Source organism: Providencia alcalifaciens (assembly GCF_020271745.1).
Lineage (GTDB): Bacteria > Pseudomonadota > Gammaproteobacteria > Enterobacterales > Enterobacteriaceae > Providencia > Providencia alcalifaciens_B.
Map to the genome: position 1 here is coordinate 3,773,963 of NZ_CP084296.1, position 15,108 is coordinate 3,789,070.

Sequence of the window (15,108 nt, forward strand, 5' to 3'; positions counted from 1 at the left end):
TTGCATGCTTTCTTTATGTGAGGTTCTCAGATGCGCATTCTTATCGTCGAAGATAATGCCCTACTTCGTCACCATTTAACGGTTCAACTCAAAGAATTAGGTCATCAGGTGGATTCTGCTGAAGATGCAAAAGAAGCAGACTATTTTCTGAATGAAAGTCATCCCGATATCGCGGTAGTGGATTTAGGTCTTCCTGATGAAGATGGGCTTTCCATGATCAAACGCTGGCGCAGCAACCATGTTAGTATTCCGCTTCTCGTCTTAACCGCACGAGAAAGCTGGCAAGAAAAGGTTCAAGCTCTCAATAGTGGCGCAGATGACTATGTCACCAAACCCTTTCAATTAGAAGAGCTGGTTGCTCGAATGCAAGCGTTGATGCGCCGTAACAGTGGATTAGCTTCCCAAGTGCTTGAACTTGAAAACTTTGTTATTGACCTTTCCCGTAAAGAATTTACGGTTAATGGCGAGCCGATCAAACTCACTGCATTTGAATACACGATTATTGAAACCTTGCTGCGCAATAATGGGAAAGTGGTCAGCAAAGACTCCCTTATGCGCCAGCTCTATCCAGATGCAGAATTACGCGAAAGCCACACTATCGATGTGCTTATGGGGCGTTTGCGTAAAAAGATCCAACAGTTCCATTCCCAAGAGGTGATTGTGACTGTTCGAGGTCAAGGCTATCGTTTCGATGTGAACAACTGATATGAAACTGAGTAAATTTAGGTTCAAACCCCTCTCTTTACAGGCGCGTTTTATTTGTGCGACGTCAGCCGTGATCCTGGCGCTAACCCTTGCTTATGGGATTGTGGCTGTTGTGGGTTATTTGGTGAGTTTTGACCGAACGACCTATACCCTGCTACGTAGCCAAAGTAACCTAATTTACAGCCTTGCGCAGTGGCAAGATAATAAAATTGATATTCAAGTTCCCCCAAACTTTACGTTGAACAACCCCTCGTTGATCATTATTTATGATAAAAATGGGCAAACCGTCTGGCGCCAACGTGAAGTCCCCAGCGTCGAGCGTCTCATTAAACTCGAATGGTTAAAAAAGAATGGGCTATACGAAATTGATACCGATTTCGATGAAACACGCCAATTAATGAACAATAACCCAGACTACAGCCATCGACTCAATGATATTGATAATATCGATGAGCCATTAACTCACTCCGTTTCAGTTAACCAGTATTTAGAAACTGAAACCATGCCAGCACTGACGATTGTCGTCGTCGATACGTTACCTCAAGACTTACAAAGCACTGGCGTTGTCTGGGACTGGTTTGGTTACGTGTTACTCGCTAACTTTATACTGGTGATCCCGCTGTTATGGCTCGCGGCCTATTGGAGTGTGCGCCCCATTAAATCACTGATTTCGCAACTTAGTAGTCTTGAAAAAGGTGAGCGAGAAACGCTGGATGAAAACCCACCAGCAGAGCTGCGAGGCTTAGTGAGGAATTTGAATATTTTGCTGAGCAATGAACGCAAACGCTATAGCAAGTATCGGACTACATTGTCCGATTTAACTCACAGTTTAAAAACCCCTTTGGCGGTCTTACAATCCACATTGCGACTCCTACGTTCCGGTAAGCAAATGACCATCGAGCAAGCAGAGCCTATCATGTTGGAACAGATAGGACGCATTTCTCAGCAAGTTGGCTACTATTTACATCGCGCCTCAAACCAAGGAGATGAAAACCTGATGCTACGGGAAATCGCATCGGTGCCTTCTATCTTAGATAGCCTCTCTAGCGCACTGCATAAAGTGTATCTAAACAAAGGTGTCTCCATCACCGTCGATATCTCCCCTGAAATCACATGGTTAGGTCAGCCCAATGATTTTATGGAAGTGATGGGCAATATTATGGAAAACGCCTGTAAATATTGCCTTGAGTTTGTGGAAGTCACCGCCCTTGCCGATCATAATAGCCTAACCATTTTTGTGGATGACGATGGTCCTGGCGTTCCCGAAAGTAAACGCAGCATGATATTTATGCGTGGGCAACGCGCTGATACTCTTCGACCGGGGCAAGGTTTAGGGCTCTCGATAGCGGTGGATATCATCGACCAATATGATGGCGAAATTACCATTTCAGATAGCCCACTTGGTGGTGCCCGCGTCGCCGTCACCTTTAGGCAGCAAGCGGTGATTGAAGATAGTTAGCCATTGACGAATGATAGCTAAGCCGTAAATGAAGATAATTCGTTCATCCGTATATGAAGATGACTAATCTGTGAACTGACGCCCTCTAAGCCCTGTTTTACAATCCATTTCCGGTATACTATTTAGGAAGTTTTGTCATAACTAGGGAACAATAAGATGGATTATAAACTGAATCTTGACTGGCAGAGTTTTCTGGACAGTCATTGGCAGAAACGACCTCTGCTTATCAAACAGGGTTTTACGCGTTTTATTGATCCTATCTCGCCTGATGAACTCGCGGGATTAGCGATGGAGGATGAGGTTGATAGCCGTTTAGTCAGCCATCAAAACGGGCTCTGGCAAGTCGCCCATGGCCCATTCGAGAGCTACGATCATTTAGGTGACGAAAACTGGTCAATCTTAGTGCAAGCGGTTGACCACTGGCACCACCCAAGTGCCCAACTCATGAAACCTTTCCGTGTTCTTTCTGACTGGCGTATGGATGATTTAATGATCTCCTACTCCGTTCCGGGTGGTGGTGTAGGCCCCCATCTCGACCAATATGATGTATTCATTATTCAAGGCGAAGGTCGTCGCCACTGGCGTGTTGGGGAAAAGATCCCAATGAAACAACACTCCCCACACCCTGATTTACTGCAAGTACAGCCTTTTGATGCCATTATCGATGAAGAAATGGAGCCCGGTGATATCCTGTATATCCCGCCTGGATTCCCCCACGAAGGTTACGCGATTGAGCCATCACTGAATTTCTCTGTCGGCTTCCGGGCGCCCAATGCCCGTGAATTAATGAGCAGCTTTGCTGACCATTTAATTTCCAATGAGTTAGGCAGCTACCGTTACAGCGATCCTGACCTTTCTTTCCGTGATAATCCGGCTGAAATTTTGCAAGGCGAACAAATTAAGCTGCGCGAAATGATGGAATCACTGATTCATGATCCAGAACTATTCCGTAAATGGTTAGGTGAATTTATTTCTCAATCACGTCATGAGCTGGATTTGGCGCCGCCAGAGCCGCCTTATGAACAAGATGAGATTTATAATTTATTGAAAGACCAGCAAGAAACTCTATATAAACTCAATGGGTTGCGCGCTCTTCGTGTTGGTGATCAATTCTTTGTTAACGGTGAGTCTTTAGAGACTAAATGCTACGAAGCCGCAGATAGCCTGTGCCGTTTCGATGCAGTCAATCATGCAAATCTCGGTGACGCGTTAGACGATGTCAATTTTATTGCATTAATGACAGCATTGATTAATAGCGGATATTGGTATTTTGACGACTAATTATGCCTATAATTAACCGCCAATAAACAGCAAATGCCCCGAATATCATCACGTTATATCGGGGCATTTTTATAGTCATGTTTTATATTAAAAATATATCAAAAACTATTTATCGGTATTACGTTTTGCATGGATAGCCGTTAATTCCGCAATTCGCATAATCACGCTCACCGCCTGCTCCATCCCTTCTTGAGTAATAAACTCATGTTTACTATGGAAATTATAGCCGCCAGTGAAAATATTCGGGCATGGTAAGCCTCGGTATGATAACTGCGCACCGTCCGTTCCCCCACGGATAGGCTTGATAACCGGTTCAATACCGCAATCCAGCATCGCTTGTTTGGCTAATTCAACAACATGCGGATATTTCATCACTTCTTTATGCATATTGTAGTAGCTGTCATCCAATGTCAGCTCGATATAGCAGCTTGGGTGCAACCCTTCACCCACTTTTTCCGCGATACGAATAATATTTTTCTTTCTCGCTTCAAAATTGACTAAGTCAAAATCACGGATAATGTAGTTCATTTCCGCTTTTTCCACGTTACCCTTAATGGACGTTAGGTGATAAAAACCTTCATAACCTTCCGTATTTTCAGGTGTTTCCTCCGGCGGTAACATGGAATGAATTCGCGCTGCTAAACCCAACGCATTGACCATCACACCTTTGGCACTACCAGGATGAGTATTGTTACCCACAATTTTAATAGAGACGTTGGCAGCGTTAAAATTTTCGAATTCAAGTTCACCTACGCCACCACCATCAACGGTATAAGCCCAGCGAGCATCAAACTCTTTAAAATCGATATGTTGAGCACCTCGACCGATTTCTTCATCTGGCGTAAAGGCAACGCAGATTTTTCCATGTGGAACATTTAACCCTTCTAAACGCACAATCGCGGTAATAATTTCTGCAATACCCGCTTTATCATCCGCCCCTAATAAGGTTTTGCCATCGGTCATGATTAGCGTCTTGCCAATCATTTCGTGCAATACAGGGAACATAACAGGGGATAAAACTTCATCACCAATGCCTAGAGCAATATCTCCACCACGATAATTCTCAAGAACTTGCGGGCACACATTTTTGCCCGAATAATCTGGGGCGGTATCCAAATGCGAAATGAAGCCTATTGCGGGTACATCCCAATCAACATTGGATGGTATGATAGCCGTTAAACAGCCGTGTTCCGACAGCGTCACTTTTTCAAAGCCAAGGATGCTCAGTTCTTTGGCTAACGCGCGGGCAAATTTTAGCTGGCCTGTGCTACTAGGTACTGTTTTTGCATTCAGTTTTGATTGTGTATCAAACGCAGTGTATTCAAAAAACCGCTCCAAGAGTTTGTCCATACTTCCTCCCCCTAAATATCAATGGGGACATTATGGGAAAGATCACAGAAACAATTATTGTTTCAAATCAGATTTGCAGCTAAAGAGTGAGGAAGATAACTAATTAATTTAATTTATTGTTCCTTTTGGGCTGCACTTTTGGATAACGAAACACGTTAAGTACCATGTTATATAATGACTATCTTATATCACTAAATACGCGATAGCATGATTTCTAAGGTGGGAATACGATGGCAAAAACATTTTTAATTTACGGTGTCAGTAAAGGGTTAGGTAAAGCATTAGTTGAGGGAGTGCCCGACCAAACTGATACTGTGTACGGTGTTTCTCGCTCTAAACCACCTTTTAGCGATGCGCAATTTCACTGGATACTGGCTGATCTTAGTGATACGCAATCAGCCTCAATCATCAAAAAACATCTAGGCGAAAAACCCATTGATACCCTAATTTATAATGTCGGTATTTGGGAAAAGCTCGCCTTTACTGAAGAATATGATTTCGAGTCCACCAGCGATACTGAATTACTCACCATGATCCAAACCAACATCAGTGCCTGCCTGTTAAATTTGAAAGCACTACTCAGCAACTTGCGTTTAGGAACCAATAGTAAAATTATTTTAATTGGCTCTACGTGGGGATTGGATAATCATAATGGCAAAGAAGTCACCTTTAGCGCAACCAAATATGCCTTGCGTGGAATTGTGCAATCACTGAGAGAAACCTTACGCCAAGATAATATCGGTATTTCTATTTTGAACTTAGGTTATCTCGCCACGGAATATCCATTATCCATGCCAGTTGATGAGGTGATTGCCAACAGTGAAGGTACGTTAATTCCACTGCAAGATGTGGTGAATGCCGTGCGCTTTATTCTTAGCACCAGCAGCGCCACCTGTGTAAAAGAAATTACCATGCCTGCCATGTTGGATGGCAACGTGTGATATCCGCCATAAAAGAGGGAGCCAAAGCTCCCTTTTATTTTTATTCTTCGTTAGTTAACTTTGCCAGCAAATCATCCACATATTCACTGACCACTTTACTCGCCAACCCATAATGGCGTTCTTCAAATTCACTTTCCACTTGGCTTGGTTCTAAATTCAATTGTACGGTATGAGCGCCTTGTAAACGCGCCTCATGCACAAAACCTGCTGCAGGATAAACATGCCCCGATGTCCCGATGGAAATAAACAGCGTGGCTTCCCCAAGGGCTTGGTAGATCCTGTCCATTTCAAATGGCATCTCACCAAACCACACAATATGTGGGCGTAATGGCTGTGGGAACTGGCAGCAGTGGCAACGCTCTTCTACGGATAAATCCTCTTTCCATTCGAGGACTTGGTTTGACCAACTACAGCGCACTTTTAATAATTCACCGTGCATATGCACCACGCGCTTACTACCAGCACGCTCATGTAAATTATCAATATTTTGAGTCACTAGCAGGAATCTATCCCCTAGCGCTTGCTCTAATTTTGCTAATGCGTAGTGCGCTGCATTCGGTTGAATATTCTCTTGTTGCAGTTGGCGACGACGTTCATTGTAAAAGCGCTGAACTAATTGTGGATCACGGGCAAAGCCCTCAGGCGTTGCCACATCTTCCACGCGATGCTCTTCCCATAAACCCTCTGCCGAACGGAAGGTTTGAATACCTGACTCCGCAGAAATACCCGCGCCGGTTAATACAACCACGTTAATGTTTTGCATATTCAGCAGTCTATTATCAATGTAATAAGAACGATTACGAAGTCGCTGACGGCGTTTACATTTATTTTTACTTATTTTTTTCAATCTACGGCGAAATCGCAACATCGGAAATTTCCTTTCATCCTTGCTTGCAGTGAATTTGTCGGTGTAAAAAGTAAAAGTATAAACATGGCAAATTATGTTATTTATACATAATTTGGATAGTAACATACTAAAACCCATCACCTCCTGCAAAGTAAAACAAATATCTCAATAACCTCGATTTAATAACTTTTTTATCATCAAAAAGACATTTTTTTCACTTTCAGATGACAAAAAACTTTATCCCCATCACACCTAACCGCTAAAATAACCCTCATCTTACTATTTTGATTTCTCTTATTTGAAGGATTTGCATGGAAAAGTTTTTTGAAAGAATGATGTACGCTTCACGTTGGATCCTTGCGCCCATTTATTTGGGGCTATCGCTGACACTACTGGCGTTGACTATCAAATTTTTCCAAGAAGTATTTCACATTCTGCCAAGCATTTTTAGCATTCCAGAATCTGATTTGATCCTCACGCTGCTATCGCTCATTGATATGGCGCTGGTGGGTGGATTACTGGTGATGGTGATGTTCTCAGGTTACGAAAACTTCGTCTCCCAATTAAATTTGTCTGAGCATCATGAAAAGCTGAATTGGATTGGTACCATGGATGCGACGTCACTGAAAAATAAAGTGGCAGCCTCCATTGTCGCCATCTCATCTATCCACTTATTAAAGATTTTTATGAACCTCAAAAACGTCGAAAACGATAAGTTGATGTGGTACGTGATCCTTCATTTAACTTTCGTGCTGTCAGCGTTTGTGATGGGTTATTTGGATAAAATGACCAAGAAAGCTAAGTATTAGTCTGCCGTAATACGTTTATTTCTGCATTCAAAAGGGGGCGAAGAAAAGCTCCCTTTTTGTTAGATTACTTACCGCTGTGGGGTTATCTTCTTTTGGCAGTTAGATCCTCCAAAATCATCGCTGATTGCTTTGTATCCCTTAACATTATATCCAGCCGCCCATCATTTCATATGTTACTATTCACTCACCTAATCCATCATTTAAAACAGCATTGGATAACAGAATGAGTGACCATTTTGTCGGGAAATTTGAAGCCGAAATTAAATTTAAATTACCCAATTCTGACTCTTTTCTTAAACAGCTTATCAATAATAACGCTGAAGCATTTACTGTAAATAATCATGAAGTTGATGACTTTTTTGACTATCAAAATGGGCAATTAGCCGCGCAAAATATCAGTATGTCCGTGCGAGAAATGACACCCTCTGGCATTAAGTTGTGGATAGTCAAAGGCCCTAGTAGCTCCGAGTGTAAAGCGATTGATATTGCAGACTGCCAACATGTCAAAAACATGCTGAGCACCTTGGGATATCAATGTTACCTAACGATTGCTAAACAACGCAGCATCTATTTTCTGGATGATATTCATATCACTATTGATTACTTAGAAGGTATTGGTTGGTTTGCGGAATTCGCGATCATGACGGACGATGAGAGTGAGTTAGACAACTTGTACACCAAATTACTGTCTACTGCGCAACACTATGGTTTTACAGAAGCATTAATTGAAACTCGCAGCTATAAGCAGATGTACCTTGAGAGTTTGGTTAAATAATGTCGCGTTAAATAATATTCGATGACAAAAGGCGCGACTGTCACCACTCGCGCCTTGTTGATCACTGACCGCTTAGAATACGCGCCGGATCTAGCTTACTTGCGCGTCTTGCTGGATACCAGCTGGCTAATAAGCTCAGAACAACCGTGGTGAACAGCACGTAAATCACATCCATTACATGCAGTTCAGAAGGCAGGAAATCTATAAAGTAGACATCCCCTGATAGGATAGGATGACCGATAACCACTTCAAGTCCCTTAATCATGGTGGTTAAATTCAGGGAGATTAATACCCCCAGCACCACGCCGATAAGTGAACCAACCAGCCCCCCGATTAACCCATACCACAGGAAGATAGCGCGAATTTGTCTATCTTTTGCCCCTAATGTCCGCAGAACCGCAATATCGCTGCTTTTATCTTTGACTGCCATCACGAGCGTGGAGACGATATTAAAACAAGCAACCCCGATGACTAAAATCATCGCTAAATACATGACACTGCGAACCACTTGAATGTCGTTGTACATATAGCCGTAATCGCCAATCCAGCTTTTCACCACCACATGATGCATGGTTTTCAGCCCAGCGTCATACACCACTTTATCGGCTTCGAAAGGATCTTTAGCTTTAATTTCAAAACCGCTAATGCCGTTTCCATAACCGAGATATTCCTGTGCATCCGCCAGCGGAACTAAGGCGAGCTGATGGTCGAGCAATCCACTTAAGCGAAAAATCCCCGTCACTTGGACACGAATACGCTTAGGCTGCTGAATTTTCATGCTGTCATCGGTATTTGGGATCATAATCGTCACCCAATCCCCGACTTTCACGTTCAGCGAATTCGCCACCCCTTGCCCTAAAATGATCGACTGCTTACCCGCTTCAAAATGTTGCCACGCATCATTTAGGATAAACTCAGGCAATGCACTGACTTGGGATTCTGTTTCGTGAGAAACACCCATAATCTGGATGGCTTTAAGATTCGCGCCGCGCTCAAGTAGCCCCGTGAAATTCACATAGGGACTGACCCCTTGTACACCCGGCGTTTTGCGGATCACATTTTGCGCGAACTCCCAATCCTGATAAGGGGCTTCAACGGCGTAAATTTGCCCGTGAGGCACCACGGAAAGAACACGGTTATTTAATTCTCGCTCAAAGCCATTCATGGCGCTTAAGCCGATAATTAATACCGCAACACCTAAAACAATCCCAAGAGTCGAGACAATCGATACCAAAGACACCAGGCCTGTCCTACGGCGTCCTCGGCTAAATCGCAATGCCGCTAGTAGCGTCAGAGGCATTTTAATCATTACATTGCCCCCAACGTAATTTCCTGTTGCAGATGACCATCACGCATTTCTAAACGGCGGGATAAACGACTCGCCAGTTTCATATCATGGGTGACCACTAAAAATGCGGTTTTTTGCTTACGGTTTAACTCACCCAATAATTCAAAAATGGCATCCGCATTGCGCAAATCGAGGTTACCTGTTGGTTCATCCGCCAGTACTAACGCGGGGTCATTCACCAACGCACGAGCAATCGCAACACGTTGACGCTCACCACCGGATAATTCAGATGGACGATGATTGGCTCGGTGCTCTAACCCTACCGCTTTTAACATTTCGGTGGCTTTAGCAAACGCCACTGCTTTCGCCACATCGCCAATTAACAGTGGCATCGCCACATTTTCTAATGCTGTAAAATCAGGCAATAAATGGTGGAATTGATAAATAAAACCGAGGTCTTTATTACGAATAGCCGCACGAGCGTCAGAAGAAAGCTGGTTAATTTGCTGCCCACGGAAAATGACATTCCCTTGGGATGGTGTATCTAGCCCGCCAAGTAGGTGTAATAAGGTACTTTTACCGGAACCTGAGCTACCCACGATAGCCATGGTTTCGCCTTCATTCATCGTGAAGCTGACATTCTTTAACACTTCTGTGGAGAGTGCGCCTTCTTGATAAATCTTGCTTAAATGTTCACAGACCAGAAGTGGTTGATTATTCATATCGTAAAGCCTCAGCAGGTTGTACCGCTGCCGCACGCCAAGAAGGATAAAGCGTCGCCAGCAAAGAAATCAGCATCGCGCACAGCGCAATAATTAAAATACCCGGATAGTCGAGTACAATCGGGAGTGCCACTCCCCGCGGTAATAAGCCAATTAACGGCATAATTACGTTCAGTTGGCTTGATAGCAGCGTACCCAGCACGGTACCAATTAATGTCCCGATAATGCCAGCACCCGCCCCTTGAATCATAAAGATAGTCAGGATTTTGCTACGTTTGAGCCCTAAGGTTTTCAAAATTGCCACTTCGCCTTGTTTTTCCATGACTAATAAAGATAGCGACGTAATGATGTTAAATGCCGCCACTGCGATAATCAGGCTCAGCAGCAGCCCCATCATATTTTTTTCCATTCTCACTGCTTGGAAAAATTCGCCTTTACGCTCACGCCAATCAGTCCACACTAACCCTTCCGGCAGTGTCTGTTTACTCGCCACATCCACTTGCAGAGGTTCGTCCAGATATAAACGCCAGCCAGTAATATTTCCAGTTGGGTAACGTAGCATTCTCGCGGCATCAGGCTGAGCAACAATCAATTCACTCGTATCCGCTTCGCCATTGGTTTGAAAAATACCCGCAACCGTAAATAAACGCTGGCTGGGTATACGCCCCATTGGGGTTAATTGGCTCACACCTGGAATAATTAAGCGCACTTGGTCGCCGCGTTTTACGCCGAGGGTTTCCGCCAGCCGATTGCCAAGAAAAACGTTGTATTGCCCATCGATTAAATCACGGCGATCCCCGCTTATCAGCTTATCGAGTAATAAGGAGGATTCATCAGAACGAATTCCCCCCATCATGCCCACCCCCACATTATTTCGGCTTTGTAAAACCACTTCCGACTGAACAATCGGCTCGATTTTCTTAACACCTTTGAGGTTTTTTAAGTCCGTGATGGGATGTTGATTGGGATCGATATTTCCGGTATTTGAGGTCAATATGGCCTGTGGCATATAGGCAAGTATGCTATCTTGTAACGAACGTTCAAAACCGTTCATCACAGACGTCACGGTAATTAATGCCGCAACACCAAGGGTTATGCCTATCGCCGACAAGCTGGACACAAAACGTCCAAATTTATCGACCGCGCGCCCACGCATATAGCGCAGACCTATAAAGAGTGAGACAGATTGATGCATGAAAACGTAATGTCCCTGTTGCCAAAGCGAAGTGTTCAGGGATAATAAAGGGTACGATTGATGAATGGAACCACCCAACCGCGCTTTTGTGGTTTTTTTTATTATATATACTATTTGTTTAGATCACTTTCAGACTACTCAATGAGTTCTGTGGGTCGTTTAATGAATTTTTAATTACCTAACTAATCATTAATTAACTAGTTAGCTATGAGAAGCTGAATATTTCTATGTCGTCAAATTATCGTTATGAACTGCCCAGTCGTGCTGGCGATGTCCGCCATTTAGGCTGCTTAATTGGTGCTGCGGGTCCCTTAGAATGCGCAGAAATGATTGAACGCCATCAAGGTCCTGTGGTGATTGTCACGCGTGATATGCAAAATGCATTACGCGTTCGTGATGAACTTCAACAGTTTACCCAACATCCTATAGAGACACTGTCGGATTGGGAAACGTTACCCTACGATAATTTTTCACCGCATCAAGAAATCATTTCTCACCGTTTATCCACTCTATACCGCTTGCCAACCCTGCAAAAAGGGGCGCTCATCCTCCCCGTTAATACCTTAATGCAGAAGGTGTGCCCTGCTGATTTTCTGACGGGACATGCCTTAGTGATGGCGAAGGGCGATAAACTCTCACGCGATAGCCTACGAGACGAACTGGATAAAGCCGGATACCGCCATGTTGAGCAAGTGCTTGAGCATGGTGAATATGCCATTCGCGGAGCATTGCTCGACTTATTCCCAATGGGTAGTGACCTGCCATTTCGTATCGACTTTTTTGATGATGAAATTGACAGCCTGCGCACCTTTGACGTCGATACTCAACGCACCTTAGAAGAAGTTAGCGCAATCAACTTATTGCCTGCTCACGAATTTCCGACCGATAAAGACGCTATCGAACGTTTTCGCAGCCAGTGGCGCGAACGCTTTGAAGTTCGCCGTGATCCGGAACATATCTATCAGCAAGTGAGTAAAAATACCCTACCTAGTGGGATTGAATATTGGCAGCCGCTGTTTTTCGCTGAACCGTTGCCTTCTTTATTTGAATATTTACCTGCTAACACCCTGTTTGTTTCGCAAAATCTGCAAGAACCCGCAGAGCGATTCCAACAAGATGCACAGCAGCGTTATGAAAGCCGTGGTGTTGATCCAATGCGCCCATTGCTTCCCCCTGCCGAGTTATGGTTAACCGTCGAACAACTGAATCAGAACTTAAAAAATTGGCCTCGGGTACAGCTGTCTACGGAAAAATTACCGAAAAAGGCTGCCAATACCAATTTAGACTATCAGCCACTTCCGGATATTAGCACCCAAGGGCAAAGTAAAAATCCACTGGAAAAACTGCGCCAGTTCACCGAACAGTTTGATGGCACTATTGTGTTCTCCGTAGAGAGTGAAGGACGCCGTGAAACGGTGAGTGAATTACTCGCACGCCTAAAAATTCGCCCTGAAATTATCAACAATTATTTTGGTCAAACCCAAGATCGCTTTGCCATTACGATTGGGGCGGCTGAACATGGTTTTATTCAACCAGAAAACCACCGCGCCTTAATTTGCGAAAGTGATTTACTGGGTGAGCGAGTCGTACGCCGCCGCAGTGACCAGCGCCGCACCATCAATACCGACACCCTCATTCGTAACCTTGCAGAGTTACGTCCGGGTCAACCCGTGGTTCATATTGAGCATGGTGTCGGACGCTATCAAGGCTTAATCACCTTAGAAGCGGGGGGTATTCCCGCTGAGTATTTGATCCTCACCTACGCAGGCGAAGATAAACTGTATGTCCCTGTCTCTTCATTACATTTAATTAGCCGTTATGCGGGGGGCGCCGATGAAAATGCGCCGCTGCATAAATTGGGTAGTGACAGTTGGGGACGCGCTCGCCAAAAAGCAGCGGAAAAAGTGCGGGATGTGGCGGCGGAACTTCTGGATATTTATGCTCAACGAGCCGCTAAAGCAGGCTTCGCCTTCAAACATGATAAAGAACAATATCGGGAGTTTTGCCAAGGTTTCCCATTTGAAACCACTACCGACCAAGAGATGGCGATTAACGCAGTATTGAGTGATATGTGTCAGCCGCTGGCGATGGATCGCTTAGTCTGTGGTGATGTGGGCTTTGGTAAAACTGAAGTCGCCATGCGCGCCGCATTTTTAGCGATCAACAATAATAAGCAAGTGGCTGTACTGGTTCCTACCACGCTATTAGCTCAGCAACATTATGATAATTTCCGCGACCGCTTTGCGAATTGGCCGGTACGTATCGAAATGCTATCGCGTTTTAAAACGGCCAAAGAGCAGCAGCAAATTATTGCGGAAGCCGCAGAAGGCAAAGTGGATATTTTGATTGGTACCCATAAATTGCTACAAAGCGATATTCAGTGGAAAGATCTGGGTTTGCTGGTGGTGGATGAAGAGCATCGTTTCGGGGTTCGTCATAAAGAGCGCATTAAAGCGATGCGCGCTGACGTGGATATTCTAACCTTAACGGCGACGCCAATTCCACGCACCCTGAATATGGCAATGAGTGGCATGCGGGATTTATCGATTATCGCGACCCCACCCGCTCGCCGCTTAGCCGTAAAAACCTTTGTTCGCCAATATGATGATTTAGTGGTGCGCGAAGCGATTCTGCGGGAAACGTTACGTGGAGGTCAGGTTTATTATCTGTATAACGATGTGGAAAATATCGAAAAAGCCAAAGCACGCCTTGAAGCCTTAGTACCTGAAGCACGATTTGTGGTGGGTCACGGGCAAATGCGTGAGCGCGAACTCGAGCGAGTCATGACAGATTTCCACCATCAACGATTTAATGTCCTGATCTGCACCACGATTATTGAAACGGGTATCGATATCCCAACGGCAAATACCATTATTATTGAACGCGCTGACCACTTTGGTTTAGCACAATTGCATCAGCTACGCGGTCGTGTAGGTCGCTCTCATCACCAAGCTTATGCTTATCTGCTTACGCCGCATCCAAAAGCCATGACTACCGACGCACAAAAACGCCTCGAAGCCATTTCTTCCCTTGAAGATTTAGGGGCTGGGTTTGCACTGGCGACCCATGACCTTGAAATTCGTGGTGCTGGAGAGCTATTGGGTGAAGACCAAAGTGGACAGATGACCACCATCGGCTTCACCTTATATATGGAGCTACTCGAAAGTGCGGTCGATGCACTGAAAGAAGGACGCGAGCCATCCCTTGAGGATCTCACCAGTCAGCAAACCGAGGTAGAGCTGCGTATGCCAGTACTGCTGCCTGATGAATATATACATGATGTGAATATCAGACTGTCTTTCTATAAACGTATTGCCAGTGCTAAAGACCAGTCAGAACTGGATGAGCTACGTATCGAGCTAATTGACCGCTTTGGGACTTTACCTGATGCAGGTAAATTCTTGCTGTCAACAGCGGGCATTCGTTTACAAGCGCAAAAACTGGGCATGAAGCGGATTGAAGCTCATGAGAAAGGCGGGTTTATTGAATTCAATGAACGCAACAAAGTCGACCCGATGTTCTTAATCAGCTTACTGCAAAATCAGCCGAAAACGTTCCGTATGGAAGGTCCTGTCCGTTTAAAATTCTTCCATGATTTAGCCGACAGAGCGACACGTTTAGACTTTATCAAACAGCTAGTCGCAGATTTTGATGAGCATCAACTGGTGTCGTAGAGGCTGAGCTCCTCAACAAAAAAGCCATCGATTCATTACGATTCGATGGCTTTCTTTTATGT

Annotated in this window: 12 protein-coding genes; 7 read left to right on the forward strand and 5 right to left on the reverse strand. The window is 44.5% G+C overall.

The features are described from left to right. Nucleotides 1-30 precede the first annotated feature (30 nt). The 3 genes from phoP (at nucleotide 31) to LDO51_RS17570 (ending at nucleotide 3,445) form a co-directional block, all read left to right on the forward strand. The gene (phoP, locus tag LDO51_RS17560) at nucleotides 31-705 is read left to right on the forward strand and encodes a two-component system response regulator PhoP (RefSeq protein ID WP_225575584.1); all 675 of its coding nucleotides are present in this window, start codon (nucleotides 31-33) and stop codon (nucleotides 703-705) included. A gap of 1 nt (nucleotide 706) precedes the next feature. After that, nucleotides 707-2,164, forward strand: coding sequence for a two-component system sensor histidine kinase PhoQ (gene phoQ / locus LDO51_RS17565; RefSeq protein ID WP_282560271.1), 1,458 nt, complete (start codon nucleotides 707-709; stop codon nucleotides 2,162-2,164). Between the two features lie 156 nt (nucleotides 2,165-2,320). Then, the gene (locus tag LDO51_RS17570) at nucleotides 2,321-3,445 is read left to right on the forward strand and encodes a cupin domain-containing protein (protein WP_225575585.1); all 1,125 of its coding nucleotides are present in this window, start codon (nucleotides 2,321-2,323) and stop codon (nucleotides 3,443-3,445) included. Nucleotides 3,446-3,550: 105 nt separating this feature from the next. Here LDO51_RS17570 and pepT read toward each other — a convergent pair whose 3' ends face one another. Further along, nucleotides 3,551-4,795: a peptidase T gene (gene pepT, locus LDO51_RS17575; protein WP_225575586.1), complete on the reverse strand. Its 1,245-nt coding sequence runs from the start codon at nucleotides 4,793-4,795 to the stop codon at nucleotides 3,551-3,553. A gap of 230 nt (nucleotides 4,796-5,025) precedes the next feature. Here pepT and LDO51_RS17580 point away from each other — a divergent pair, with 230 nt between their 5' ends. Beyond that, complete coding sequence (locus LDO51_RS17580) at nucleotides 5,026-5,736, forward strand: SDR family oxidoreductase (protein WP_225575587.1); 711 nt, start codon at nucleotides 5,026-5,028, stop codon at nucleotides 5,734-5,736. Between the two features lie 40 nt (nucleotides 5,737-5,776). On the opposite strand, the gene cobB is transcribed toward LDO51_RS17580, so the two are convergent. Beyond that, entirely contained in the window at nucleotides 5,777-6,601 is an 825-nt protein-coding gene (gene cobB / locus LDO51_RS17585) for a Sir2 family NAD+-dependent deacetylase (protein ID WP_225577305.1), read from the reverse strand. Between the two features lie 293 nt (nucleotides 6,602-6,894). Here cobB and LDO51_RS17590 point away from each other — a divergent pair, with 293 nt between their 5' ends. Further along, nucleotides 6,895-7,392, forward strand: coding sequence for a TIGR00645 family protein (locus LDO51_RS17590; protein ID WP_225575588.1), 498 nt, complete (start codon nucleotides 6,895-6,897; stop codon nucleotides 7,390-7,392). Between the two features lie 223 nt (nucleotides 7,393-7,615). Then, nucleotides 7,616-8,167, forward strand: coding sequence for a class IV adenylate cyclase (locus LDO51_RS17595; RefSeq protein WP_225575589.1), 552 nt, complete (start codon nucleotides 7,616-7,618; stop codon nucleotides 8,165-8,167). 61 nt (nucleotides 8,168-8,228) lie between these two features. Here the strand turns inward: LDO51_RS17595 and lolE are convergent, their stop codons facing one another. Genes lolE through lolC form a run of 3 tightly spaced genes read right to left on the reverse strand, consistent with a single transcriptional unit; the run spans nucleotide 8,229 to nucleotide 11,372 of the window. Further along, nucleotides 8,229-9,476 (reverse strand): lipoprotein-releasing ABC transporter permease subunit LolE, encoded by a 1,248-nt coding sequence (lolE, locus tag LDO51_RS17600; protein WP_225575590.1) that lies wholly within the window; start codon nucleotides 9,474-9,476, stop codon nucleotides 8,229-8,231. Then, nucleotides 9,476-10,177: a lipoprotein-releasing ABC transporter ATP-binding protein LolD gene (gene lolD, locus LDO51_RS17605; protein WP_225575591.1), complete on the reverse strand. Its 702-nt coding sequence runs from the start codon at nucleotides 10,175-10,177 to the stop codon at nucleotides 9,476-9,478. The genes lolE and lolD overlap by 1 nt, the downstream gene beginning before the upstream one ends. After that, nucleotides 10,170-11,372, reverse strand: a complete 1,203-nt coding sequence (gene lolC, locus LDO51_RS17610) for a lipoprotein-releasing ABC transporter permease subunit LolC (protein WP_225575592.1) — start codon at nucleotides 11,370-11,372, stop codon at nucleotides 10,170-10,172. Before lolC ends, lolD begins: the two co-directional genes overlap by 8 nt. A 227-nt stretch (nucleotides 11,373-11,599) precedes the next feature. Between lolC and mfd the strand changes: the two genes are divergently transcribed. Continuing rightward, nucleotides 11,600-15,046 (forward strand): transcription-repair coupling factor, encoded by a 3,447-nt coding sequence (mfd, locus tag LDO51_RS17615; RefSeq protein ID WP_225575593.1) that lies wholly within the window; start codon nucleotides 11,600-11,602, stop codon nucleotides 15,044-15,046. The last annotated feature ends 62 nt before the right edge of the window (nucleotides 15,047-15,108 follow it).